The 22,926-nt window shown below is 73.8% G+C and carries 25 protein-coding genes; 14 read left to right on the top strand and 11 right to left on the bottom strand.

All coding sequences use genetic code 11. The features are described 5' to 3' along the window. Positions 1-93: 93 nt before the first annotated feature. Positions 94-528: an ATP-binding protein gene (locus ACIP4O_RS27955; protein WP_401578644.1), complete on the bottom strand. Its 435-nt coding sequence runs from the start codon at positions 526-528 to the stop codon at positions 94-96. Positions 529-652: 124 nt separating this feature from the next. Between ACIP4O_RS27955 and ACIP4O_RS27950 the strand changes: the two genes are divergently transcribed. Both ACIP4O_RS27950 and ACIP4O_RS27945 read left to right on the top strand, forming a co-directional pair. After that, complete coding sequence (locus tag ACIP4O_RS27950; protein ID WP_401578642.1) at positions 653-1,522, top strand: helix-turn-helix domain-containing protein; 870 nt, start codon at positions 653-655, stop codon at positions 1,520-1,522. Beyond that, positions 1,519-1,722, top strand: a complete 204-nt coding sequence (locus ACIP4O_RS27945; protein ID WP_401578640.1) for a DUF397 domain-containing protein — start codon at positions 1,519-1,521, stop codon at positions 1,720-1,722. Before ACIP4O_RS27950 ends, ACIP4O_RS27945 begins: the two co-directional genes overlap by 4 nt. An 85-nt stretch (positions 1,723-1,807) precedes the next feature. Here ACIP4O_RS27945 and ACIP4O_RS27940 read toward each other — a convergent pair whose 3' ends face one another. Together ACIP4O_RS27940 and ACIP4O_RS27935 are read right to left on the bottom strand one after the other, a co-directional pair. Then, the gene (locus tag ACIP4O_RS27940) at positions 1,808-2,875 is read right to left on the bottom strand and encodes a CU044_5270 family protein (RefSeq protein ID WP_401578638.1); all 1,068 of its coding nucleotides are present in this window, start codon (positions 2,873-2,875) and stop codon (positions 1,808-1,810) included. Beyond that, positions 2,872-3,510, bottom strand: a complete 639-nt coding sequence (locus ACIP4O_RS27935; protein ID WP_401578636.1) for an RNA polymerase sigma factor — start codon at positions 3,508-3,510, stop codon at positions 2,872-2,874. The genes ACIP4O_RS27940 and ACIP4O_RS27935 overlap by 4 nt, the downstream gene beginning before the upstream one ends. 149 nt (positions 3,511-3,659) lie before the next feature. Between ACIP4O_RS27935 and ACIP4O_RS27930 the strand changes: the two genes are divergently transcribed. Then, positions 3,660-4,715 (top strand): aldo/keto reductase, encoded by a 1,056-nt coding sequence (locus ACIP4O_RS27930; RefSeq protein WP_401578634.1) that lies wholly within the window; start codon positions 3,660-3,662, stop codon positions 4,713-4,715. A gap of 190 nt (positions 4,716-4,905) precedes the next feature. On the opposite strand, the gene ACIP4O_RS27925 is transcribed toward ACIP4O_RS27930, so the two are convergent. Next, a complete protein-coding gene (locus ACIP4O_RS27925) occupies positions 4,906-5,136 on the bottom strand; it encodes a hypothetical protein (RefSeq protein WP_401578632.1) in 231 nt (76 codons plus the stop codon). A gap of 67 nt (positions 5,137-5,203) precedes the next feature. Between ACIP4O_RS27925 and ACIP4O_RS27920 the strand changes: the two genes are divergently transcribed. Then, a complete protein-coding gene (locus tag ACIP4O_RS27920) occupies positions 5,204-5,614 on the top strand; it encodes a PepSY domain-containing protein (protein ID WP_401578631.1) in 411 nt (136 codons plus the stop codon). A gap of 3 nt (positions 5,615-5,617) precedes the next feature. Here the strand turns inward: ACIP4O_RS27920 and ACIP4O_RS27915 are convergent, their stop codons facing one another. The 3 genes from ACIP4O_RS27915 to ACIP4O_RS27905 form a co-directional block, all read right to left on the bottom strand. Then, positions 5,618-6,424, bottom strand: coding sequence for an ABC transporter permease (locus ACIP4O_RS27915; protein WP_401578629.1), 807 nt, complete (start codon positions 6,422-6,424; stop codon positions 5,618-5,620). After that, positions 6,421-7,452 (bottom strand): ATP-binding cassette domain-containing protein, encoded by a 1,032-nt coding sequence (locus ACIP4O_RS27910; RefSeq protein WP_401578627.1) that lies wholly within the window; start codon positions 7,450-7,452, stop codon positions 6,421-6,423. Before ACIP4O_RS27910 ends, ACIP4O_RS27915 begins: the two co-directional genes overlap by 4 nt. A 70-nt stretch (positions 7,453-7,522) precedes the next feature. Further along, the gene (locus tag ACIP4O_RS27905; RefSeq protein ID WP_401578625.1) at positions 7,523-8,218 is read right to left on the bottom strand and encodes a DUF4097 family beta strand repeat-containing protein; all 696 of its coding nucleotides are present in this window, start codon (positions 8,216-8,218) and stop codon (positions 7,523-7,525) included. A gap of 232 nt (positions 8,219-8,450) precedes the next feature. Between ACIP4O_RS27905 and ACIP4O_RS27900 the strand changes: the two genes are divergently transcribed. The 3 genes from ACIP4O_RS27900 (at position 8,451) to ACIP4O_RS27890 (ending at position 10,802) form a co-directional block, all read left to right on the top strand. Beyond that, positions 8,451-9,236 (top strand): helix-turn-helix domain-containing protein, encoded by a 786-nt coding sequence (locus tag ACIP4O_RS27900; RefSeq protein WP_401578623.1) that lies wholly within the window; start codon positions 8,451-8,453, stop codon positions 9,234-9,236. A gap of 116 nt (positions 9,237-9,352) precedes the next feature. Continuing rightward, on the top strand, positions 9,353-9,877 hold the full coding sequence (locus ACIP4O_RS27895) for a hypothetical protein (RefSeq protein WP_401578621.1): 525 nt from the start codon (positions 9,353-9,355) through the stop codon (positions 9,875-9,877). Between the two features lie 121 nt (positions 9,878-9,998). After that, a complete protein-coding gene (locus ACIP4O_RS27890; RefSeq protein ID WP_401578619.1) occupies positions 9,999-10,802 on the top strand; it encodes an SAM-dependent methyltransferase in 804 nt (267 codons plus the stop codon). A 51-nt stretch (positions 10,803-10,853) separates the two neighbouring features. Here ACIP4O_RS27890 and ACIP4O_RS27885 read toward each other — a convergent pair whose 3' ends face one another. After that, entirely contained in the window at positions 10,854-11,756 is a 903-nt protein-coding gene (locus ACIP4O_RS27885; protein WP_401578617.1) for a virginiamycin B lyase, read from the bottom strand. Between the two features lie 96 nt (positions 11,757-11,852). Here ACIP4O_RS27885 and ACIP4O_RS27880 point away from each other — a divergent pair, with 96 nt between their 5' ends. Beyond that, positions 11,853-12,407, top strand: coding sequence for a sigma-70 family RNA polymerase sigma factor (locus tag ACIP4O_RS27880; RefSeq protein WP_361328802.1), 555 nt, complete (start codon positions 11,853-11,855; stop codon positions 12,405-12,407). Continuing rightward, entirely contained in the window at positions 12,391-13,206 is an 816-nt protein-coding gene (locus tag ACIP4O_RS27875) for a translation initiation factor IF-2 (RefSeq protein ID WP_401578615.1), read from the top strand. The genes ACIP4O_RS27880 and ACIP4O_RS27875 overlap by 17 nt, the downstream gene beginning before the upstream one ends. On the opposite strand, the gene ACIP4O_RS27870 is transcribed toward ACIP4O_RS27875, so the two are convergent. Beyond that, positions 13,203-14,678, bottom strand: a complete 1,476-nt coding sequence (locus tag ACIP4O_RS27870) for an MFS transporter (protein WP_401578613.1) — start codon at positions 14,676-14,678, stop codon at positions 13,203-13,205. The genes ACIP4O_RS27875 and ACIP4O_RS27870 overlap by 4 nt on opposite strands. Positions 14,679-14,854: 176 nt before the next feature. Between ACIP4O_RS27870 and ACIP4O_RS27865 the strand changes: the two genes are divergently transcribed. The 5 genes from ACIP4O_RS27865 (at position 14,855) to hutI (ending at position 20,827) form a co-directional block, all read left to right on the top strand. Then, entirely contained in the window at positions 14,855-15,193 is a 339-nt protein-coding gene (locus ACIP4O_RS27865; protein WP_401578611.1) for an ArsR/SmtB family transcription factor, read from the top strand. Between the two features lie 132 nt (positions 15,194-15,325). Then, complete coding sequence (gene hutU / locus ACIP4O_RS27860) at positions 15,326-17,005, top strand: urocanate hydratase (protein ID WP_401578609.1); 1,680 nt, start codon at positions 15,326-15,328, stop codon at positions 17,003-17,005. Between the two features lie 86 nt (positions 17,006-17,091). After that, on the top strand, positions 17,092-18,315 hold the full coding sequence (locus ACIP4O_RS27855) for an allantoate amidohydrolase (protein ID WP_401578836.1): 1,224 nt from the start codon (positions 17,092-17,094) through the stop codon (positions 18,313-18,315). Further along, entirely contained in the window at positions 18,306-19,664 is a 1,359-nt protein-coding gene (locus tag ACIP4O_RS27850) for a formimidoylglutamate deiminase (protein ID WP_401578607.1), read from the top strand. The genes ACIP4O_RS27855 and ACIP4O_RS27850 overlap by 10 nt, the downstream gene beginning before the upstream one ends. Continuing rightward, positions 19,661-20,827, top strand: a complete 1,167-nt coding sequence (hutI, locus tag ACIP4O_RS27845; RefSeq protein WP_401578605.1) for an imidazolonepropionase — start codon at positions 19,661-19,663, stop codon at positions 20,825-20,827. The genes ACIP4O_RS27850 and hutI overlap by 4 nt, the downstream gene beginning before the upstream one ends. Here hutI and tgmC read toward each other — a convergent pair. Beyond that, on the bottom strand, positions 20,820-21,965 hold the full coding sequence (gene tgmC, locus ACIP4O_RS27840) for an ATP-grasp peptide maturase system methyltransferase (protein ID WP_401578603.1): 1,146 nt from the start codon (positions 21,963-21,965) through the stop codon (positions 20,820-20,822). The genes hutI and tgmC overlap by 8 nt on opposite strands. Beyond that, complete coding sequence (gene tgmB / locus ACIP4O_RS27835) at positions 21,962-22,924, bottom strand: ATP-grasp ribosomal peptide maturase (protein ID WP_401578601.1); 963 nt, start codon at positions 22,922-22,924, stop codon at positions 21,962-21,964. The genes tgmC and tgmB overlap by 4 nt, the downstream gene beginning before the upstream one ends. Positions 22,925-22,926: the final 2 nt, after the last annotated feature.

Raw genomic sequence — 22,926 nt, 5'->3', positions numbered from 1 at the left:
TCACGCGCCGCCGCCCTTGAACCGTGAGGTCGTCGCCGTACTCCGGGCCGGCACCGACCGCGAGGAACCGCGCCCCGCCGTGGCCCGGATCGGCTATCCCCACTGACTCCGCTTCCGCAGCCGTACCTCCGCCCACACCGTCTTCCTCGGCACGGGGCCCCACTCCACGCCCCAGTCGTCCGCGAAGGCCGCCACGAGCAGCAGCCCGCGCCCCGACTCCGCGTACCAGGGCGGCGCCGTGGGCTCCAGGTCCTTGTCACTGCGCGTGTCCACCGCCTCGATGCGGAGCGTGTCCGGCGACAGGTCGAGCGCCAGCGCGAAGTCCCGCCCGTTCACGTGTCCGTGCCGTACGGCGTTCGAGGCGAGTTCCGCGATGATCTGCCGCGGCGCGGTCAACCCCACGCCCCACTCGCGCAGTTGCTCGACCGCCAGCAGGCGCGCCAGGCGTGCGCCCCTGGGTGTGCTCGACAACTGCACGCGGAAGGTGTGGTGGGTCGCTTCTGGCTGGTGTGGAATTTCGTGATTCACGTCACCAAGGCTGACGGCCGCCCCTTACGCTTTCCAGTGATCACGCCCGTACGGGGCGTGACTGTGCGGGTGGGGTGCGGGGCTGTACGGCCTTGTGCGGGCCCGCGCGGGAGAGAGGAGCGCCATGGCGCGTGAGGAGACCGCCGGTTCGGGGGACCAGAACTGGGACTCCGTCGAGGAGATCGACGACGAGGAGGACTCGGCTGCCGTTCTTGAGGCCGTCGGGCGGCAGATCAAGCTCTGGCGCCAGGGGGCCGGGTTCTCGCAAACAGCCTTCGGCTCGGCGATCGGGTACAGCGAGGCACAGGTCTACAAGGTAGAGGCGGGCAAGCGCATCCCGAAGCCCGACTTCCTGGAGAAGGCCGATGTGGTCCTGGAGGCCGGTGGAAAGCTCGCGGAGTTCAAGCGGGACGTCGCCGAGGCCCGGTACCCGAGGAGGCTGCGTCATCTGACGAAGCTGGAGCGGGAGTCGGTCGAGATACTGGTCTACGGGGCGCACAACATTCCGGGGCTGCTCCAGTCGAAGGAATACGCGACGGCCATGTTCTCCCAGGCGCGTCCCGCCCTGCTGCGTGAGCGGTTCGAGCGGCTGGTCGAGGCGCGGATGGCTCGGCAGGCGGTTTTCGACCGGCGTCCGATGGTGACACTCTCCTTCGTGCTGGAGGAGGTCACACTGCGGCGGCCGATCGGTGGGCGGGCGGTGCTACGCGGCCAGTTGGAGCACCTGCTCGTGGTGGGTGAGCGGCCCAACGTCGAACTCCAGGTCATGCCGACCGAGTCGGAGGAACACGCGGGTCTGGGTGGCGCGTTGCAGGTTCTGCGGTTGGAGGACGGCAAGACGCTTGGCTACTCCGAGTCGCAGTTGACGAGTCGCATCATCTCGGACCCCCGGGAGGTACATGCGCTGGAAGTCCGGTATGGCATTCTGCGCTCGCAGGCCCTCGGGCCCGCCAGGTCGAGGGAATTCATCGAAAAACTGCTAGGAGACACATGACCGCGAAGTCTTCGTCCGAGGACCGTGCCGAGCTGCTGTGGTTCAAGAGCAGCTACAGCGGCGCCAATGACAATGACTGCGTCGAGGTCGCCGTCGAGCCCCGTTTGCTGCACGTGCGGGACTCGAAGGACGCCGGTGGCCGCGTCCTCGGTTTCGCGCCGGCCGCGTGGACGCGTTTCGTCGCGGCGGCGCGCGCCTGATCCGTACCGCGTATGCGGTTCCGGCGGGTCGGCACGGGCGGGGGCGGAGACGCGAGGCTCCGACTCCGCCCTCCCGCGCGAGCTGTCAACTCCGTTGCGAAGGCGCCTCCTTCATGCCTTCGACCAGAGTGCGCTTGGTGACCGCGCTCGTGAAGAGGATCGTTCCCGGCTTGATCAGGCGGTCCTCCGCGTTCGCGTGCCGGGGTACCTGGATCTGGACGGTGCGCTCGCCGAGGAACGTGAGGGACTTCCGGTCGAAGATCCACTCCTCGCGGAGGCCCGCCTTCTCGTCGAGGCGGGCGATGGCGACGCCGTGGCGGCCTGCGGCGTCCACCGCGTCGTCCAGCGTGACGACGCCGGGGATCTTCGCCGCGGCCTGGTAGAGGGCCGCTTCGAGCCCGGCGGGCGGGTACGACTCGCTGATGAGGTCGCCGATCGTCGAGAAGGCGGCCTGGTCGGGGCCATTGCCCTGGCCCTCGCTCATCGCGTAGATCCGGCGGAGCAGGGCGTCGGGGTCCTTGGGCAGGGTGACGAGCGCGTCGTAGGCCGCGTCCCTGTCCACCTTCGTGTCGAGCGTGATGCCGCCCTTCGGGTTGCCCGGCTCCACGAGCCAGCCCTTGTGGCCGTCCGGGGACTCCCAGACCTGCCGCCGGTGCAACTTCTCGCTGACGACCTCGCTGTCGTCGCCGCGGGTGCGGACGTACGTGTTCGCCGTGACCGACTCGATGTAGATGTACTGGCCGGGCCGGGGGGCCGGGAGCGGGGTCTGTTCGGCGGCGGCCGAGGCGCGCTGGAGGAGGCCGCCGGTGCCGTGCGTGGTGGCCGTGGCGACCTGGGTGGTCAGCAGGGGGCCGGTGGCGAGGCCCGTGCCCTCCTCGTCGCCCCTGAGCGCGCTGCCCGTCACGAGCGCTCCGGCCAACGCGCAGGCGGCCAGGGGCAGTACGAGTACGGGGCGGCGCCACCACGGGGCGCGGGGGCGAGCGGGGTTCTGCCGCGCGGACGGGGTGGTCCGTTCCGTATCGGCGTGGATCTGGGCCATGAGGCGCTCCTTGTGGAACTCGTGTCGGCCCGGCGGGAGTTCCCTGATGACGGGGGGCAACAGGGCGTCCTTGTGCGGCCATTCGGTGGGCCGGGGCTCTGGCGTGGCGTTCATCGGGTACCTCTCCGTGCGAGCCGGGGCATGTGGTCGCCTCTTGTCTGTCGGGTGGGCAGTGCGAGTTCCCCCGTACGGGAGGTGAGTTCGGCGTCGGTGAGGGCGGCGAGGCGCTTGCGGGCACGCGCGAGCCGGGAGCGGACGGTGCCGAGCGGGATGCCGAGGGCCGCGGCGGCTTCCACGTAGGTGAGGTTCTCCCACAGGCACAGGACGAGGACCTCGCGTTCCGCGCGCCTGAGCGTGCCGAGCGCGGTGAGCATGGCGGCGATGCGGCGCCTGTCGTCGACCTGTCCGGCGATGTTCTCGGCGTGGTCGGGGACGGTGAGCGCCGCCGGTCCCGAAGCCGCGGCGGCCGAGGCGGCGGCGCGGTAACGGCGGTTGCTGCGGCGGTGGTTGCGGGCCGCGTTCGTCGCGATGCCGAGCAGCCAGGGGCGCAGCGAGCCGCCCTCGGGCGCGACCTTCGCGCGCAGCCGCCAGGCGAGGGCGAAGGTCTCGGCCATCACGTCCTCGGCCAGCGACCAGTCGGCCGTCAGGCGGAAGGCGTGGTTGTACACGGAGCGCGCGTAGGTCTCGTACAGCTCGGCGAAGGCGTCGGGATCGCCGTCCCGGATGCGGGTTCTCACGTCGGTGGTCACTCCTGGGAACTGTCCGGCACGCGGGACCGGGTTCCCGTGACCTGTGTCACATCGCGATCGGGTCGGGTGCCGGTCGCGGAGCTTGCGCTGAAGTCCACTCCAGCTCCTAGGATCGGCCGCCTCGTTGTCGGAGAAGGGGGAGCGCGATCATGAGGTACCGGGTTCTGGGCGGGACGGGCATACGGGTGAGTACGTACTGTCTCGGCACCATGATGTTCGGCGGGATCGGCAATCCCGACCACGACGACTGCGTCCGGATCACGCACGCGGCGCTGGACGCCGGGGTGAACTTCGTGGACACCGCCGACATGTACTCCGCCGGTGAGTCGGAGACCATCGTCGGCAAGGCGCTCAAGGGGCGGCGCGACGACGTCGTCCTCGCGACCAAGGTGCACTTCCCGATGGGGGATGACCCCAACAGCGGTGGCAACAGCCGCCGTTGGATCGTCCGGGAGGTGGAGGAGAGCCTGCGGCGGCTCGGCACCGACTGGATCGACCTCTACCAGGTGCACCGTCCGGACCACACGACGGACATCGAGGAGACGCTGGGCGCGCTCACCGATCTCGTACGGGCCGGGAAGATCCGCGCGTTCGGCTCCTCCGCCTTCCCCGCGCAGGACCTCGTCGAGGCGCATCACGTGGCCGACCGGCGCGGCCTGCACCGCTTCCGCACCGAGCAGCCGCCGTACTCGCTCCTCGCGCGCGGGATCGAACGCGATGTGCTGCCGACCGCCCGGCGCCTGGGCATGGGGGTGCTGACCTGGGCGCCGCTCGGCTCCGGCTTCCTCACCGGGCGCTACCGCAAGGGCCGCCCGATGGATCTCGCCACCGGGCGCCCCACGATCAACCCCGGGCGGTTCGACCCGGCCGCCGCGCTCACCGCCGCCAAGCTGGACACGGTGGAAGCGCTCGTGGAGGTGGCGGAGGAGGCGGGACGCACGCTTCCCGAGCTGGCCACGGCCTTCCCGCTGGCGCATCCCGCCGTCACCTCGGTGATCATCGGCCCGCGCACCGAGGAGCAGTTGCGGGCCACGCTCAAGGGCGCGGACCTCGTGCTGGACGACGCGTTGCTCGACCGTCTCGACGCGATCGTTCCGCCCGGCACGGACGTCTACCCGCCGGACGGGGCGTGGGCTCCGCCCTCCCTCACGGACGTGGCGTGGCGTCGTCGGCCCGCGGGGGAGCGCGCGGCGTCGGAGGGGTGAGGGGCGGCGGGACGTAGTGGCGGAGGGGTCGGCGGCAGGCGCCATCGCAGGCCGGTGCGGGCGGTGCGGGGCGGGGAGCGGAGCTGAAGATCTCTTCAGGTCGTTTCAGGTCTGCTTCAGGGCGGGCGGGGAAGATGGGTTCTGTCCGGGTCGCGCGTGATGCGTGACTTGTCTTCCTTTTGCCGGAGGTCTACGTGATGAGGCGTACGTCCGTTCTCGCCGCTGTCGTCGGTGTCGTGCTCGCGGGCGGGGCTGCCGTCGGGTGCGATGACGGGGGGTCCTCGTCCGGGGGTGGTTCCTCTCCGAGCGCCTCCGCCGGGAGTGCCTCGCCCTCCGCCGGGAGCGCCTCGCCCTCTGCCGGGAGTGCCTCGTCCTCGGGAGCGGGTACGAGCGCGAGCCCCTCCGCCAGTGGTTCGTCCACCCTCCCGCCCAAGAAGGGCACCGGCTCCGACGCGGACGAGCACCGTGCCGAGGCCAGGGCCGCCGCCATGCTTCCGGCCCCCGAGGCGATCGGCAAGGCTCTCGCCCACACGCCGGGGAAGGTCGTGTCGGCCGAGATCGACGACAACGCGCAGGACCGGCTGATCTGGGAGTTCGAGATCCTCGCCGAGGACGGCACGCTCCAGGCCGTCGACGTGAACCCGGCCGGCGGGGCGGTTCTCTCCAGCCATCAGGAGCGCGGCGAGAGCGACGACCTGGCGCGCGGGAAGCGGCTGCTGAAGGGCGGGGCCACGGACGCGGCCGCCGCCGCGAAGGCCGCGGCGGCGAAGGGCACCGTCGTCTCCGTCAAGCTCAAGCCGGAGAACGGCGGGCACTGGAGCGTCGAGACGGGGCCCCGCGACCAGGACTGGTCGGTGCCGCTCGACTCGGTGAAGGTGAGCCCCGAGCGGCACGACTGAGCCTCACTCCGCTTCCTTCTGGAACTTCGCCGTGGCCCAGAAGTAGCCCAGCACCGTGAGGCCCACGCACCAGGCCACCGCGAGCCAGCCGTTGTGGCCGATGCCCGTGCCGAGGAGCAGGCCGCGCAGCGTCTCGATCGCCGGGGTGAAGGGCTGGTACTCGGCGATCGGCCTGATCCAGCCCGGCATGCTGTCGAGCGGGACGAACGCGCTCGACAGGAGGGGCAGGAGGATCAGCGGTGTCGCGGTGTTGCTCGCCGCCTCCGCGTTCGGGCTGATCAGTCCCATACCGACCGCGATCCACGTGAGCGCCGTCGCGAAGAGGACGAGCAGTCCCAGCGCCGCGAGCCACTCCAGCGCGCTCGCGTCCGTCGAGCGGAAGCCGATCGCCAGCGCCACGAGCGCGACCAGGACAACGCTCGCGACCGACTGGAGCACGCCGTTGATCACGTGCCCGACGATCACCGAGCCCCGGTGGATCGGCATCGAGCGGAAGCGGGCGATGATCCCCTCGCTCATGTCCATCGCCACCGACACCGCCGTTCCCACGACCGTGGCACCGATCGTCATGAGCAGGAGGCCCGGGGTCAGGTACGCGACGTACGCGGAGCGGTCGGCCCCGCCCCCGCCGATGCCCGCGCTCATCGTGTCGCCGAACACGTACACGAAGAGGAGGAGCAGCATGATCGGGGTGAGGAGGAGGTTCAGGGTGAGGGAGGGATAGCGGCGGGCGTGGAGGAGGTTGCGGCGGAGCATGGTGAGGGAGTCGCGGAGGGCGAAGCCGCCGGCGGGGGCGGTGGGGCTGGTCATCGGGGGGTCTCCTTCGAGGGGGTGGGGACGGTGGCGGTGGCAGGGGCGCTCTCGGTCAGCGCGAAGAACACGTCGTCCAAGTCGGGCGTGTGCACGGTGAGTTCGGCGGCCTCCGCGCCCGTCGCGTCCAGGCGGTCGAGGAGCGTGCGCAGGGCGCGCTGACTGCCGTCGCCGGGGACCCGCAGCGTGAGCGCCGCCTCGTCCCGTACCGCGCCGGGGAGCGCTCCGGCCGCCGCCCCGTACGCCGCGGGGTCGGTGAAGCGCAGCCGTACGTGGCCGCCGGGGACGAGCCGCTTCAGCTCGTCCGCCGAGCCCTCCGCCGCGATCCCGCCCTCGTGCAGTACCGCGATCCGGTCGGCCAACTCGTCTGCCTCATCGAGGTATTGCGTGGTGAGGAAGACGGTCGTGCCGTCCGCGACGAGGTCGCGCACGAGCTGCCACATCGCGTGGCGCGAGCGCGGGTCGAGGCCCGTCGTGGGCTCGTCCAGGAACAGGATGCGCGGCCCGCCGACGAGGGTCATGGCGAGGTCCAGGCGGCGCTTCATGCCGCCCGAGTACGTGGACGCGGGCTTGCGCGCCGCCGCCGTCAGGTCGAAGCGCTCCAGCAACTCCGCCGTCACCGCGCGGCGTTCGCGCTTGCCGAGGTGGTGCAGGTCCGCCATCAGGAGCATGTTCTCCTCGCCCGTGATCAGCCCGTCCACGGCCGAGAACTGCCCCGTGACGCCGATCGCGGCGCGTACCGCCTGCGGCTCCCGCGCCAGGTCGTGCCCGCCGACCGCGAGCGGCCCGGAACCGGCGTCGGGCGTGACGAGCGTGGAGAGAATCCGCACCGTCGTCGTCTTGCCCGCGCCGTTCGGCCCGAGGAGGGCGAACACGGTGCCCTCGGGGACGCTGAGGTCGATGCCCGCGAGGACGGTCTTGTCGCCGTAGGACTTGCGGAGGGCGGTGGCGGAGATGGCGGGAGCGGGGGTCGGGGGCGCGGAACTCGTCGGTGGAGGTGGGGTGTTCGGGTGGTGGTGCGTGGTCATGAGGGTGGGCTCCTTCGCAGGTACGGGTGAGCGGGGCGGGGCCGGGCCGCGGTCGCGGGCGGATGGTCGGTCAGAGGCTGCGGGCCGTGATGTCGCCGTGGGACGTCGTGGCGTGCACGTGGAGGGTGGGCCGCTCGGCGTTGACGAGGGCGTTGCGGATTCGGCCCGCGGGCGTCTCCGCGTCCAGCGCGGCCGCGACGCCCGGGGCCGCGCCGACCTCGATGTCGCCACTGTCCGTACGGAGCGTGACCTCGCCGCGTACCGCCTCGGCGACGCGGATCGCGCCCCGGCGGGTGCGCAGTTCGGCGGGGCCGCCGAGCCGGCAGATCGTGAGATCGCCGTCCTGCACGGTGACGCGGGCCCCGGCCGTCTCGTCGAGCTTGACGTCGGTGCGCTGCCCCTCGACGGTCACGTCCCCGAGCCTGCCGACGCCGCGCAGCCCGGCGCTCGCGGCCTTCGCCTCCAGGTGGGTGCCGCTCGGGACGTGGACGGTGATCTCGACGGCGCCGGAGGTGCCGAGGAGGCGGTGCGGGGGCGCGGCGGGCGCGACCCGGACGGTGCCGTCCCCGTGCGTGACCTCGAACGTCTCGGCCGCCTTCACGTCGCGGCTCCGTCCGGCGTCGGCCGGGCGGACCTCCACCGTCGCGTCGGCGCGGTCGGTGGCGATGACCTGGACGCGGCCGGCGGGGACGTCGACGGTGAGGGTGAGGGCGGGGGGAGCGGCGAGGGGGGTGGTGGAGGCGGGGGTGTGGGCGTGCTGGGTCATGGCGGTGTCCGTTCTCGCTGGTTGGTGTTCGCGATGATGGAAACGCTACGTTGCGTTCGTGGAAGCGGCAACGCTCATTTCGTGCACGGATCGCGAAACCGCAGGCTATGTAAGGGATTTCGTTGCAACGGAGTGCCGTCTAACGCAACGCTCGCCCCGTCCTTGCGTTGCAATGAACTGCGGTGAAAGCTATGCTCGTCCCGGCGGGGACAGGTGGCGTACGGACGAGGGAATGGTGGTCGCGGTGCCCGGAGGCAGGCTCACGCAGCAGGAGCGCAAGCGGATCGCGCAGGGCCTCGGCGACGACCTCGCCTACGCCGAGATCGCCCGGCTCATCGGCCGCCCGACCTCGACCGTCACGCGCGAGGTCATGCGCAACGGCGGCCCCGCCGGGTACCGCGCCGAACGCGCCCAGCGCGCCACCGAGCAGCGCTCCCGGCGCCGAACCGAACCCGCGGTCGCCGGCCGCGAGGCGCGAGCCGCCGTGCGCGAGGCGGGTGGGCGCGACCCGGAGGCGGTGCGCGCCTTCGAGGAGACGCTCACCGAGGTCTTCCTCACCTCCGGCCTGCCCCGGATGGCGGCCCGGGTGCAGGCCGCCCTCGCACTCACGGACTCGGGCGGCCTCACCGCCGCCGAACTCGTCGGCCGGCTCGGGATCAGCCCCGCCTCCGTCTCCAAGGCCATCGCCTTCATGGAGGCACAGGGACTCGTCCGCCGTCAGACCGAGGGCCGCCGCGAGCGGTACGTGATCGACAACGGCGTCTGGTACGAGTCGATCCTCGCCAGCATCCGCTCCAACGACCTCATCGTGGCCGCCGCGCGCGAGGGCGTCCGCGTCCTCGGCGCGGGAACGCCGGCCGCGATCCGCCTGGAGAACACCGCCCGCTTCCTCGACTTCCTCTCGGACGCCCTGCGGCGGGCGGCGGAGGAGGCGCGCGACGTCCTCTACGTGGGGCTCGACGAGGCAGCGGGGTGGGACGGGGAGGAAGCGGGGCGGCGCGCGGGCGCGGAAGGGTGAGCGGTCGCCCGCGGGCTGCCGGGGGCGGGACGGGGGCCGGGCGAGGGCCGGACGGGCCGGGCGAAGGTCTCGTATTCCCGCGCCGGGGGCCGCGAAGGTCCCGTAAGGTCGGGTTCGTGCCCTTCAATGACACGGAGCTGGCCGCGCTCCTCGCCCCCGCCGGGCTGCGCTTCCTCGCACGCGTGCGAGGCGAGCCGGCCATGCCGCCGCTGCCCGAGGGCGGGGCCGCGTCCGCGCTGCCCGCGCAGGGGCGGCACGACGCGCGCGCCCACGAGGTCGCCGCCGTGGACGCGCCGGACCTCGCCGACAAGGTCAACGCGGGCTGGTTCCGGATGGCGAAGGAGTTCCGGCTCCTCGACGCCGAGGACGGGTTCGTCCTCGGGGTGGACTACGCGGCCACCCCGGGGGAGCGCCTCGACGGGGCGCACCACGGCTGGGCGCGGGTGCGGCTCGGCGAGGAGTGGGACTTCGTCCGCAGTGAGGTGGAGCAGTTCAGGAGCGCGATGGCCGGACTCTTCACCGAGCGGTACGTACCGGAGTTCACCGTCCTCGCGGGGGACGGCCACCTCCTCATGAACACGACCGTGTGGGGCGACGGCACGGTGAGCACCCTGGCGGTGCGCGGACCGCGCGCTCGGTGATCATCTCCGGCCGTCCGCGCGGGCCCGGCACGGGTCCGCCGGTTACCGTGAGCACTGACCCCCGCCGGGCTCGCGCGCGCAAGGGCCCGGTGCCGCTGCCGTTCCGTACGAGGTGACCGCCATGAGCGACCGACCGCCCCCCTCCTCGGCCCCCGCCGTGGCCCACCCGGCCCGCGTCTACAACGTCTGGCTCGGCGGCAAGGACCACTACCCGGTGGACCAGGAGGCCGCCGAACTCGCGGCCCGCGCCAATCCCGGCATCGTGCCCTCGGTCCGCGCCAACCGCGCCTTCCTCGGCCGCGCCGTCGAGCACCTCGCCGCCCGGGGCGTCCGGCAGTTCCTCGACATCGGTACGGGCATCCCCGCCGCCGACAACACGCACGAGGTCGCGCAGCGCGTCGCGCCCGCGTCCCGGATCGTCTACGTGGACAACGACCCGGTCGTCCTCGCGCAGGCCCGCGCGCTCCTCGTCAGCTCCGACGAGGGTGCCACCGACTACCTGCAGGCCGATCTGCGCGAACCTGAGAAGGTCCTCGAAGAGGCCGCCCGCACCCTCGACCTCGCCGAGCCCGTGGGGCTCATGCTCATCGCGGTGCTCCAGTACCTGCGCGACGCGGAGGACCCCTGGGACGTCGTACGGCGGCTCCTCGCGCCGCTCGCGCCCGGCAGCTTCCTCGTGCTCTCGCACCCCGCGAGCGACATCGCCGCCGACGAGGTCGCCGAGTCCATGCGTGTCTACAACGAGCGCGCCGCCGATCACGCGGCGGCGACCCCCCGTACCCGCGCGCGTGTGGGCGAGTTCGCCGCCGGGCTCGACCTCATCGACCCCGGGGTCGTCCCGCTCACCCGCTGGCACCCGCGCGCGGACGACGTCCCGAACGATTCGCTGCCGATGTGGTGCGCGGTGGCACGCAAGGCGGAGTGAGGAGGGCGGGGCAGGGGCGGGGGCGGGGCGCGCCGTACCGGCCGGGTCGCCTCACTCCACCCGTACCAACTCCCCCCGCTCAAGCGCCGTCCACACCGCGCCGTCCGGGCCCGTCGTGATGCCGTGCGGTTCCGGCGCCTCGCCCGGCAGCCGCTCGTACGCGAGCACCGTGCCGTCCGGGGCGAGGGCGCAGACGCGGCCCGTGCCCCAGGCCGTGCACCACACCGTGCCGTCCGTCGCGACCGCGACGGCATGCGGGCGGGCCGACTCGCGCTCCGGCAGCGGGTGTTCGGTGATCCGGCCGTCCGGGGCGAGCCGGGCGAGCGCCCCGGCGGCGATCTCCGCGCACCACAGCGAGCCGTCCGGACTCGCCGCGATGCCCACCGGGGCGGCGCCGGGCGTCGGCAACTCGTGCACCGCCACCGTGCCGTCGAGCGCGATCCGGGCCACCGCGTGCGCCTGGTTGAGCGTGCACCACAGCGCGCGACCGTCCGCGCCCGCCACGAGCATCGAGGGGAACGCGCCGGGGACGGGCAGCGCGAACTCGCCGAACTCCCCTTCGGGCGTGAGCCGTCCGATCCGGCCGGGGTTCATCTCGGTGAACCACAGCGCGCCGTCGGGGCCCGTGGCGATCCCGTACGGGCCCGAGTCCGCCGTGGGCGGCGCGTACTCCCGTACGTCGCCGTCCGACGAGATCCGCGCGATCCGCCCCGAGCCGTACAGCGTGCACCACAGCGCCTCGTCGGGGCCCGGGGTGAGAACGGTGGGGCGGCTGTCCGGCGCGACGGCGAAGCTCGTGAGCCCGCCGTCTCCCGGCACGAAGCGGCCGATCCGGCCGTCCGCGACGTACGTGAACCACAGCGCCCCGCCGCCCGGTCCGGGCCCGGTCGCGAGGGAGTACGGGCCGGTGCCGGCCGAGGAGACGTCGTAGGAGGTGAGGCGGGGGCGGCGCATGGAGCCTCCGGGTCGGTGGGGGAGGCGAGCGTACCTCCGCCGAACGTTTCGCCCCCTTCCCGCGTCTAAGCCTCAGCCGCAGTGGAGGGTGGGGGAATGGCCGCAGGGCGTGGGCTCGGACGGGGTGAACAGCCGCCCCCGGCGGGGGCCGTGGACGTGGATGTGTCGCGGGTGCGGGCGGTGCTCGTCCTCGGCGGTGTGCCGTGGGGGGAGTTGGATGACGGGGTGCAGGAGGTGCGGCTCAAACTCCTTGAGCAGCAGGCCGATCCGGGACGCCCCGGGATACGGAACCCGTCCGCGTGGAGCGGCGTCGTCGCCGCGCGCGTGGCCGTGGACCGGCACCGGGCCGGGGCGCGCGAGGACGGCTTGCGCGCCCGGCTCGCGGCGCGGTGGGCGCGGCCCGAGGCCGTACGGCCGCTCGACGAGGACCGCACCCTCGCGCTCACCGTCGCCGAGGCCCTCGCGCGCCTCACGCCCGAGCAGCGGCACCTGCTCGTGCTCCGCTTCTACGTGGACCTGCCCGTCGCCGCCATCGCACGCGAACTCGGCGTCCCCGAAGGCACGGTGAAGAGCCGGCTGCACACGGCCACCGCCCGCATGCGGGCCCTGCTGAGCGAGACGGAGGGGGATTCCGGTGACCGGACCGGCTGACGACGACCAGAGGCGTTCCCCCGAGACCGGCGCGACGGCGTCCGAGGAGGCCCGCCTCCGCCGCGCCTTCACGCTCATCGCGACGGAATTCGCGGGGGAGTCCGCGGGGGAGTCCGCAGGGGAGTTCGGGAGGGCCCCCGCAGGGCAGCCCACGGCGGAACCCACGGCGGAGTCCGCTGCCGTGCCCCCTGCGGAAGCCCACCGCGAGGAGGCCGACACCCGCGAGGAGGCCGACGACCGCGTTATCGGTGACGCCCGCGAGGCCCCCGGCACCCGCGCCGCCGCCACCCCGCTCCGCGCTCCCACCCCCGAACTCCCCATCCCGCCCCGCCTCCTGCGCCGTCCCCGCCCCGCCTGGCGCCGCGCCCGCGCCATCGGTGCCGGGCTCGTCGCGCTCGCCGCCTGCGTCACGCTCGTCACCGTCGTGGCCCGCACCTCCGGCGGGGACGCCGACAGCGCCGGTGGCGCGAGCGACGACCGGGCGGCCGCCAAGACCGTGCGGCGTTGCGACTCCGAACGCGTCGTCGTAAGCGGCGAGTTGACGGCCGTACGCACCCTGCCGGACGGGCGCGTACGGCTCACCCTCCGCGTCAGCGACTGGCTGCGATCCCCGAGCGGGGGGCCTGGCGGCGGTCCGACCGCGCGCTTCGACGTGCCCGCCCCGACCGGGGACGCCTACGAGACCGGGCAGCGCGTCCTCGTGGAGATCCCGCGCGAGGAAGCCGCCCCGCCGCACGTCACGACGGGGGAGGGGGCGACGCAGCGGCGGCTGCGCGTACTGGACTGCGACAGGCCCTAGCTCCGGCGGAGGGGGCCGCCCGCCCCCTCCCCGTCCCCCCGCGCGAGCGAGGCGACGAGCACGCCCAGCAGCAGGCACACGCCCGCCATCACCCACAGCAGGACATGGAAGGCGTCGTCGTACGCCGCGCCTCCCGCGCCCGCCCCGTCCCCCGCCACCAGCGACGCCAGCACCGAGCCGAACACCGCCACCGCGATGGCCTCGCTCCCCAGCCGCAGCGTGTTGAGGAAGCCCGCCGCCATCCCGGCCTTCGCGGGCTCGATCATGGCGAGCGCCTGGCCGTCCACGAGACCGGCCGACAGGCCCATCCCCGCGCCCGTGACGAGCATCGCGGGCGCCATGGCGACGAGCGAGGTGTCCGGCCCGAGCACCAGCAGGGCGAGGTCGCCGACGACGAGGCACAGGAGCGAGGCGAAGACGACGGCGAGCGGCGAGGTGCCGCGCTCCACGAGCCCCGCGCCCGCCATCGGCAGGAGCAGGACGGGCAGGGTCAGCAGGAGCATCGTCGTACCGGCGGCCGAGGCGCTGTAACCGGCGACGCCGGAGAGGTACGACGGCAGGTACGTCAGCTGCGTCACGAAGCCGAAGGACGCCGCGACCGGCACGAGCGTGTACGCGAGGAAGCGGCGGTCGCGTACGGCCGAGAGGTCCAGGAGCGGGGCCGCGGTCCGCTTGGCGAGCGCCCCGAAGGCGGCGAACAGGAGGAGCGAGGCGAGCAGCAGGCCGAGTGTCCCGGCCGAGGCCCAGCCCCACGCCGAGCCCTGCACGATGGCGTACGTCAGCGCCGCCATGGCGAGGACGAAGACGAGCGCGCCGCGCACGTCCAGGCGGCCACCGCCCCCGGCGGGCTCCCGCACGCTCCGCGCGATCACGGGGACGCAGGCGAGCACGGCGGCCAGGACGACCGCCTGGAGCCCGAAGACCCAGCGCCAGCCGAGCGCGTCCACGGCCGGTCCCGAGACGGTCGGCCCGAGGGCCACGCCGACCCCGGCGACGGTGCCGAAGAGCGCGAACGCCTTGGCCCTGGCCGGTCCCTCGAAGGCGGAGGAGATGATCGCGCTGCCGCAGGCGAAGATCGCGGCGCCGCCGAGACCCGCGAGCGCGCGGGCCCCGTCGAGCACGTACACGTTCGGCGCGACCGCGCAGGCCAGCGAGGCGACGGCGAAGACGGCGGCTCCCAGTGCGAAGGCCCGGATGCGGCCGATCAGGTCGGCGAGGCTGCCCCACACGAGGGTGAAGCAGGCGAAGGAGAGGTTGAAGGCGTTGACGACCCACTGGAGGGAGGCCGAGCCCTGCGCGGCGCCGGTCCCGGCGCCGATGTCCGGCAGGGCGACGGCGGTCCCGGAGATCGAGGTGGGGACGACGAAGACCGCGAGCAGCACGGCGATCAGGGTCAGCTTTCCCGGGCCGGCCGGGCGGCCCCCGGGCGGGGCCGCCGCGGGGCGGGGCGGGTCGGCGGTGGGTGAGGCCACGGAGAACTCCGGAGGTGGGGAGAGGGGGCGACGACAGCACCGGCCGCATAGGTACGGCCTGCGTCGAACCTCACCCTGGCACGGCCCCGAGGTTTCACGCAAGTAGTACCTTGGCTGCGTGGCGGCCTCTTCCCCCGTCGCCCCCCTCCCGCCTCCGAGTCCGAGGAGATCCGCCCGTGCCCGACGCCGAAGGTCACCCCACCGTCGAGGAGTTCGACTTCCAGACCGTGCTCAAGGCCCTCTCCGATCCGCTCCGCTATCACGTCATCGCGACCCTCGCCCGCCAGTCGGAGGACGTCGAGCGCACGTGCACGTCCTTCGGGCTGCCCGTGAGCAAGTCGACCCGCACGCATCACTTCCGTGTCCTGCGCGAGGCCGGTCTCGTGCGGCAGGTGGACCGGGGCAACAGCCGCGGTGCCCGGCTGCGCCGCGAGGAGGTCGAGCTGCGCTTCCCGGGTCTGCTCCGGCTCGTGGCGGAGAACGAGCCCTTGCCGGGCACGGTGGTCGCCGAGTAGGGGGCGCTCCCGCCCGTCGCCATTGACTAGGGCTATTCAGAAGTGGAGTATGTGAATCAATCGAGTCACTCGGTGTCGAGCGGACCCGCCCCCAGGCCCCCGGCACCCCGTCCCCCGCCCAGGAGGCAGCCCATGTCCGGTCCCCGCCCCGTCCGCGCCCCTCGCGGCACCGAGCTGAGTGCCCTCGGCTGGCAGCAGGAGGCCGCGCTGCGGATGCTCCAGAACAACCTGGACCCGGAGGTGGCCGAGCACCCCGACGAGCTGGTCGTCTACGGCGGCTCCGGCAAGGCGGCGCGCGACTGGAACTCCTTCGACGCGATGATCCGCACGCTGCGCACCCTCAAGAACGACGAGACGATGCTCGTGCAGTCGGGCCGCCCCGTCGGCGTCATGCGCACCCACGAGTGGGCGCCGCGCGTCCTCATCGCCAACTCCAACCTGGTGGGGGACTGGGCGAACTGGGACGAGTTCCGCCGCCTGGAGGAGCTGGGCCTGACGATGTACGGCCAGATGACGGCCGGTTCGTGGATCTACATCGGCACGCAGGGCATCCTCCAGGGCACGTACGAGACCTTCTCGGCCGTCGCCGCCAAGCGCTTCAACGGCACCCTCGCCGGGACCATCACGCTCACCGCCGGGCTCGGCGGCATGGGCGGCGCGCAGCCGCTCGCCGTGACGATGAACGACGGCGTGGCGATCTGTGTCGACTGCGACCCGCGCGCCATCGAGCGCCGCATCGAGCACCGTTACCTCGACGTCAAGGCCGACAGCGTCGCGCACGCGCTCGAACTCGCCACCGCCGCGCGCGACCGCCGCGAGCCCCTCTCCATCGGCCTGCTCGGCAACGCCGCCGAGATCGTCCCCCAGCTCCTCGCCCAGGGCGCCCCCATCGACATCGTCACCGACCAGACCTCCGCGCACGACCCGCTCGCCTACCTCCCCGTCGGCGTCGACTTCGCCGACATGGCGGCGTACGCGAAGGAGAAGCCCGCCGAGTTCACGCGCCGCTCCCGCGAGGCGATGGCGCGGCACGTCGAGGCCATGGTCGGCTTCCAGGACGCGGGCGCCGAGGTCTTCGACTACGGCAACTCGATCCGCGGCGAGGCCCAGCTCGCCGGGTACGAGCGCGCCTTCGCGTTCCCCGGCTTCGTCCCCGCCTACATCCGCCCGCTCTTCTGCGAGGGCAAGGGCCCCTTCCGCTGGGCCGCGCTCTCCGGCGAGGCGAGCGACATCTACAAGACCGACCAGGCGCTCCTCGACCTCTTCCCCGAGAACGAGTCGCTGCACCGCTGGATCAAGATGGCGCAGGAGCGCGTCCACTTCCAGGGCCTCCCCGCGCGGATCTGCTGGCTCGGCCAGGGCGAGCGCGACAAGGCGGGCGTGCGCTTCAACGAGATGGTCGCGTCGGGCGAGCTCCAGGCCCCGATCGTCATCGGGCGCGACCACCTCGACACGGGCTCCGTCGCGTCCCCGTACCGCGAGACCGAGGCCATGAAGGACGGCTCGGACGCCATCGCGGACTGGCCGCTCCTCAACGCGATGGTCAACGTCGCCTCCGGCGCCTCCTGGGTCTCGCTCCACCAGGGCGGCGGCGTCGGCATGGGCCGCTCGATGCACGCGGGCCAGGTCACGGTCGCGGACGGCACCCCGCTCGCGGCCGAGAAGATCCGCCGCGTCCTCACCAACGACCCCGGCATGGGCGTCATCCGGCACGTGGACGCCGGGTACGAGGAGGCGGAGGCCGTCGCGGAGGCGAAGGGCGTCCGCGTCCCGATGCGCGAGGGCGACGGGCACGAGGGCGGCGCCGCGTGAGCGAGCCCGCCCCGCGCGGTGGTACGGCCGGGGCGGCTCCCGCCCCGGCCCCCGCCGCATCGCGCACCCCCGACGACTTCGACCGTATGTGGGACACCCTCGCCCCGCTCGGCCGCGACAAGGACAGCGGCGGCTACCGCCGTTTCGCCTGGACGGACGCCGACCGCGACGTACGCGACTGGTTCCGTCAGCAGGCCGCGGACCGGGGGCTGGTGTACGAGGAGGACCGCAACGGCAACCAGTGGGCCTGGCTCGGCGACCCCGAGGGCCGGGACGCCGTCGTCACCGGCTCGCACCTCGACTCCGTACCCGACGGCGGCGCCTACGACGGCCCCCTCGGCGTCGTCACCGCCTTCGCCGCGCTCGACGCCCTGCGCGAGCGCGGGGCCGCGCCCCGCAAGCCTCTCGCGATCACCAACTTCGCCGACGAGGAAGGCGCCCGCTTCGGCCTCGCCTGCGTCGGCTCGCGGCTCAGCGCGGGGGCGCTCACGAAGGAGGACGCCTTCCGGCTCCGCGACGCGGACGGCGTCAGCCTCCCGCGGGCCATGGAGCGGGCCGGCTTCGACCCCGAGGCGATCGGCGCCGACCACGCGCGTCTGAACCGCGTCTCCGCCTACGTCGAACTCCACGTCGAGCAGGGCCGCGCGCTCGACCTGACCGGCGACCCGGTCGGCATCGCGAGCGCGATCTGGCCGCACGGCCGCTGGCGCTTCGACTGGCGCGGCGAGGCCAACCACGCCGGTACGACGCGGCTCGTGGACCGCCACGACCCGATGCTCCCGTACGCCGAGACGGTCCTCGCCGCGCGCCGCGAGGCCGCCCTCGCGCAGGCCGTCGCGACCTTCGGCAAGCTCCACGTCGTCCCCGGCGGCGTCAACGCGATCCCCTCGCTCGTCCGCGGCTGGCTCGACTCGCGCGCGGCCGACCAGGAGACCCTGGACACCGTCGTGACCGCGATCGAGGAGGCCGCGCGGGACGCCGCCGCGCGCGAGGGCGTCGACCTCTCCGTCGTACGGGAGTCCTTCACGCCCGTCGTGGAGTTCGGCCACGCGCTGCGCGAGGAACTGGGCCGCGTCCTGCGCACCGACGGCGGCGAGGTCCCCGTGCTGCCCACCGGCGCGGGACACGACGCGGGAATCCTCTCCGCCGCCATCCCGACCGCCATGCTGTTCGTACGCAACCCGACCGGTGTCTCGCACGCCCCCGCCGAGCACGCGGAGCGCGCCGACTGCCACGCGGGGGTCACCGCCCTCGCGGACGTACTGGAGGAGCTGGCGTGCGACGGACGGAAGGAGTCGGCGTGCCGCTGACGTACTGGCTCGAACACGCGTGGCTCGGCGCCCGCACCGCCTCCGGACTTGTCCTCACGGCGGGCGGGGACGGCCGGATCGCCTCGCTCACCGAGGGCGTCCCGAGCCCCCCGCCGGGCGCCGAGATCCTGCGCGGCCTCACCCTCCCGGGCCTCGCCAACGCCCACTCGCACGCCTTCCACCGCGCCCTGCGCGCGGCGACGCAGCGGGCGCGCGGCACGTTCTGGACCTGGCGCGAGACGATGTACGGCGTCGCCGCGCGCCTCACCCCCGACACGTACCACCGCCTCGCGCGCGCCGTGTACGCCGAGATGGCCCTCGGCGGCATCACGGCCGTGGGCGAGTTCCACTACGTGCACCACCAGCCGGACGGGACCCCGTACGCGGACCCCAACGCGATGGGCGAGGCGCTGACCGAGGCCGCGCGCGAGGCCGGAATCCGCATCACGCTGCTCGACACCGCGTACTTCTCCTCCGGCTTCGGCGCCCCGCCCGAGCCCCACCAGCTCCGCTTCACCGACGGCGACGCGGACGCCTGGGCCCGCCGCGCGGACCGGCTGCGCGGCGACGCCAACACCGTCGTCGGCGCGGCGATCCACTCGGTGCGCGCCGTACCGGCCGACCAGCTCGCGACCGTCGCGGCCTGGGCGCGCGACCGCGGGGCACCGCTGCATGTCCACCTCTCCGAGCAGCCCGCGGAGAACGAGGCGTGCCGCGCCGCGCACGGCATGACGCCGACCCAACTCCTCCACGAACACGGGGTACTGGGCCCGCGCACCACCGGCGTCCACAACACCCACCTCACGGACGAGGACATCCGCCTCATCGGCTCCTCCGGCACGGGCACGTGCATGTGCCCGACCACCGAGCGCGACCTCGCGGACGGCATCGGCCCCGCCGTCGCCCTCCAGGAGGCCGGCAGCCCGCTCTCGCTCGGCAGCGACAGCCACGCCGTCCTCGACCTCTTCGAGGAGGCCCGCGCGCTGGAGCTGGACGAGCGTCTGCGCACCCGCACGCGCGGCCACTGGACGGCCGCGGCGCTCCTGGACGCGGCGAGCCCCGGCGGCCACGCCGCGCTCGGCCGCCCCGACGCGGGCCGCCTCGTGCCCGGCGCGCCCGCCGACTTCACGACCCTCGCCCTCGACACCGTCCGCACCGCCGGGCACGGTCCCGAACTCGGCGCCGAGACAGCCGTCTTCGCGGGCAGCGCGGCGGACGTGCGCCACACGGTCGTCGGCGGCGAGCATGTCGTACGGGACGGACGGCACACCCGTGTCGCCGACCCGGGGGCCCTCCTCGCGGAGACCATCGCGGCCCTGCACACCGAAGGAACGGACGCGCGCGCATGACCAGCACCCTCCTCACCGGCATCGGCTCCCTCGTCACCAACGACCCCGCCCACGGCGGCCCGCTCGGCCTGATCGAGGACGCCGCGCTCGTCATCGACGGCGAGCGGATCGCCTGGACCGGCCCCGCGAGCGCGGCCCCCGACGCGGACGTTCGGCACGACGTCGGGGGGCGCGCGGTCGTCCCCGGCTTCGTCGACTCGCACTCGCACCTCGTCTTCGCGGGAGACCGCACGCGCGAGTTCAACGCCCGCATGTCCGGGCGACGTTACGAGGCCGGCGGTATCCGTACGACGGTCGCGGCGACGCGCGCGGCGAGCGACGCGGAGCTGGAGTCGAACCTCGTACGGCACCTCGCCGAGGGACTGCGGCAGGGCACGACGACGCAGGAGACGAAGTCGGGGTACGGCCTGACGGTCGACGACGAGTCCCGCGCGCTCGCGCTCGCCGCGCGCCACACCGACGAGGTGACGTACCTGGGCGCGCACATCGTGGCCCCCGAGTACGCGGACGACCCGGCGGCGTACGTGGCCCTCGTGACGGGCCCGATGCTCGACGCCTGCGCGCCGCACGCCCGCTGGGTCGACGTCTTCTGCGAGAAGGGCGCCTTCGACGGCGACCAGGCCCGCGCGATCCTCACGGCGGGCGCGGCCCGCGGCCTGACCCCGCGCGTCCACGCCAACCAGCTCACGTACGGCCCCGGCGTCCAACTGGCCGTCGAACTGGGCGCGGCGAGCGCCGACCACTGCACGCACCTGACGGACGAGGACGTCGCCGCGCTCGCCGCCTCGGACACGGTCGCGACGCTGCTCCCCGGCGCGGAGTTCTCCACGCGCGCCGAGTGGCCGGACGCCCGCCGCCTGCTGGACGCGGGAGCGACGGTGGCGTTGTCGACCGACTGCAACCCCGGCTCCTCCTACACCTCCTCGATGCCCTTCTGCCTCGCCCTCGCGGTCCGCGACATGGGCATGACCCCCGACGAGGCCCTGTGGTCCGCGACAGCGGGCGGGGCGAAGGCGCTGCGCCGCTCGGACGTGGGCGCGCTGACGGTGGGCGCCCGCGCGGACCTCCAGATCCTGGACGCCCCCAGCCACGTCCACTTCGCGTACCGGCCCGGGGTGCCGCTGGTGGAGGAAGTGTGGCGGGCGGGGGAGCGGGTCAGCTGACCGGGTGGCGCCACCGCAGGCCGGGGCTCCCACCGATCCGGTAGACGTGCGCCTCGGCGGTGACACGGAGCCGGACGGACTCGATCCCGGGCCTCCCGGCCGCCTGCCACACCCGGATGCGCGTCTCGACGTCGTCCCACGGCGCCGCGGGACCACCCTGCCGAACCCGCCACTCCCCGCCGACCGGCAGGAACTGGGCGAAACTCTCGCGCTCCGCGTCGACGAGCACGGTGCCGAGCCCGGCCGCCTGGATCACCCGCGACCCGGGAAGGGTGAGCTGGGCGAGGAAGGCGGGCATCCCGCCGCCGAGGAGCAGCGACGGGCTCAGGTCCGTCGTACGGTCGCGGTCCGCGTCGGCGACAAGGGCGGCGAGGTCCCCCGCGACGGACGGCGGCACCTGCGCGCGGGCCTGCATGAACGAGGTGTGCCCCAGGAACTCCCCGTCCCCGCCGCCGTCCTCTCCGACGGTGAGGCGCAGCAGCCCCGAGCCGTTGGGCCAGGAGCCGAGCGTCGCGAGGACGACGCCACCCGGCCGGGTCTGCCCGAGCCAGCTCTGCGGGACGCGGCGCACGGCGCACGTGGCGATGATCCGGTCGTACGGACCCCGCTCGGCGCAGCCGAGGAGGCCGTCCCCGGTCACGCTCCCCGGCGCGTACCCGGCCTCCCCGAGCGCGAGGCGGGCGCGCCGGGCCACCCCCGGGTCGACCTCCACCGTGGTGACGGCCTCCGCCCCGAGCCAGTGGCACATCAGGGCCGCGGAGTATCCCGTCCCCGTGCCGATCTCCAGCACCTTGTGCCCGCGCACGATGCCGGCCTTCCCGAGCATGTCGACGACCAGGGAGGGGACGGTCGACGAGGACGTGGGCGTGCCCCACACGGCTTCCGAGACATCCTCCGCCGTGATCGTGTCGTCGAGCTGGGTGACGAGGGACTGGTCGCTGTACGCGAGCGCGGGGTCGAGACGGTCGGCGGGGACGGGGCTCCAGCGGCCGGTCGCGTCGGGAACGAACACGCCGGGCCGGAGGAACAGTTCACGGGGAACGGCCTCCACGGCACGCCGCCACCCGGGGTGGGCGACGACGCCTGCCCCCTGCATGCGGGCGGCGAGCGCCAGGCGCTCCGAGGTCATGTCGCTCATACGGATTCTCCTCGGGCCAGGAAGTCGGCGACGGCGGCGGAAAGGGGCAGTCCCGTGGCGCCCTCCAGCCAGCCCCACTGCCCGTTCGGATTGAGTTCGAGGAACTGGTGGCGGCCCTCGGTGTCGAGGGCGAGGTCGAAGCTGCCGGACTCCAGCCCGCAGCACGCCAGGAAATCGCGCAGCGCCGAGGCGAGGGCGGCCGGGAGATCGATTGCGCTGTAGGCGAGGGCGGAGTAGTCGCGGCGCCAGTCGAGCAGGCCGGAGTCGATGCGCACCGCGAAGACACGGCGGCCGACGACGAGGACCCGTACGTCCGCCACCTTCCGCACCCGCGCCTGGAAGAGGTGCGGGGCGCTGCGAAGGCTGTCGTCGATCTCCTCGGCGGTGACAGGCTCGGCCCAGCCGGCGAGTTGGACGCCGTCGCGCTCGTACGGGGTGGCGCGAAGCGGCTTGTGGATCACGGGGCCGTGCGTGGTGATGAACTCACGCGCGTCGTCGGGGTCGTTGGTGACGAGCGTGGAGGGCACGTCGAGAGAGAGGCGTCGGGCCAGTGCGAGTTGCGCCGGCTTGTAGTCGGCGGCGGCCTCGCGCGACGGGTGGTTGACCCACAACGGCCCGTCCAGCGCGTGGAGAACGCCGCCGAGCCCGTACCGGACGTGTGCGGCGGCGTAGCGCGCGTCACCGTGCCCGAGTCCCCCGTACGTGGGCCACGTCGGGCGCCGCCAGTACACCGCTCGTACGTGCGCCAGGTCCAGGAATCTCGAAGGGGTACGGACCTGCCCGGCCATCGGGGCCGGGCAGGCGCCGAACCGCGCGGAGAGCGCGAGGGCACCGGACGCGATGTCGGCGGGGTCGAACCGGACCACGGGTACGCCTCGTTGGTTCAGCCGGGCGATCACCATGTCGGCGGTCGCGTCGCCCGGCGCGGTGACGACCAGTACCGCGCTCTCCTCGGTCATGG

Origin of the sequence: Streptomyces sp. NPDC088923 (assembly GCF_044749745.1) — a bacterium.
Taxonomy (GTDB): Bacteria; Actinomycetota; Actinomycetes; order Streptomycetales; family Streptomycetaceae; genus Streptomyces.
Note: the sequence above shows the minus strand (reverse complement) of the source record. Positions and strands in the feature narration are given on the sequence as shown.

Bases quoted from the DNA above. Each gene is read 5' to 3' on its own strand.
- ACIP4O_RS27950 (WP_401578642.1), top strand. From the start codon at position 653: ATGGCGCGTGAGGAGACCGCCGGTTCGGGGGACCAGAACTGGGACTCC.
- ACIP4O_RS27945 (WP_401578640.1), top strand. From the start codon at position 1,519: ATGACCGCGAAGTCTTCGTCCGAGGACCGTGCCGAGCTGCTGTGGTTC.
- ACIP4O_RS27940 (WP_401578638.1), bottom strand. From the start codon at position 2,875: ATGAACGCCACGCCAGAGCCCCGGCCCACCGAATGGCCGCACAAGGAC.
- ACIP4O_RS27930 (WP_401578634.1), top strand. From the start codon at position 3,660: ATGAGGTACCGGGTTCTGGGCGGGACGGGCATACGGGTGAGTACGTAC.
- ACIP4O_RS27920 (WP_401578631.1), top strand. From the start codon at position 5,204: ATGCTTCCGGCCCCCGAGGCGATCGGCAAGGCTCTCGCCCACACGCCG.
- ACIP4O_RS27915 (WP_401578629.1), bottom strand. From the start codon at position 6,424: ATGACCAGCCCCACCGCCCCCGCCGGCGGCTTCGCCCTCCGCGACTCC.
- ACIP4O_RS27910 (WP_401578627.1), bottom strand. From the start codon at position 7,452: ATGACCACGCACCACCACCCGAACACCCCACCTCCACCGACGAGTTCC.
- ACIP4O_RS27905 (WP_401578625.1), bottom strand. From the start codon at position 8,218: ATGACCCAGCACGCCCACACCCCCGCCTCCACCACCCCCCTCGCCGCT.
- ACIP4O_RS27900 (WP_401578623.1), top strand. From the start codon at position 8,451: ATGGTGGTCGCGGTGCCCGGAGGCAGGCTCACGCAGCAGGAGCGCAAG.
- ACIP4O_RS27890 (WP_401578619.1), top strand. From the start codon at position 9,999: ATGAGCGACCGACCGCCCCCCTCCTCGGCCCCCGCCGTGGCCCACCCG.
- ACIP4O_RS27885 (WP_401578617.1), bottom strand. From the start codon at position 11,756: ATGCGCCGCCCCCGCCTCACCTCCTACGACGTCTCCTCGGCCGGCACC.
- ACIP4O_RS27880 (WP_361328802.1), top strand. From the start codon at position 11,853: ATGGCCGCAGGGCGTGGGCTCGGACGGGGTGAACAGCCGCCCCCGGCG.
- hutU (WP_401578609.1), top strand. From the start codon at position 15,326: ATGTCCGGTCCCCGCCCCGTCCGCGCCCCTCGCGGCACCGAGCTGAGT.
- ACIP4O_RS27855 (WP_401578836.1), top strand. From the start codon at position 17,092: ATGTGGGACACCCTCGCCCCGCTCGGCCGCGACAAGGACAGCGGCGGC.
- hutI (WP_401578605.1), top strand. From the start codon at position 19,661: ATGACCAGCACCCTCCTCACCGGCATCGGCTCCCTCGTCACCAACGAC.
- tgmC (WP_401578603.1), bottom strand. From the start codon at position 21,965: ATGAGCGACATGACCTCGGAGCGCCTGGCGCTCGCCGCCCGCATGCAG.
- tgmB (WP_401578601.1), bottom strand. From the start codon at position 22,924: ATGACCGAGGAGAGCGCGGTACTGGTCGTCACCGCGCCGGGCGACGCG.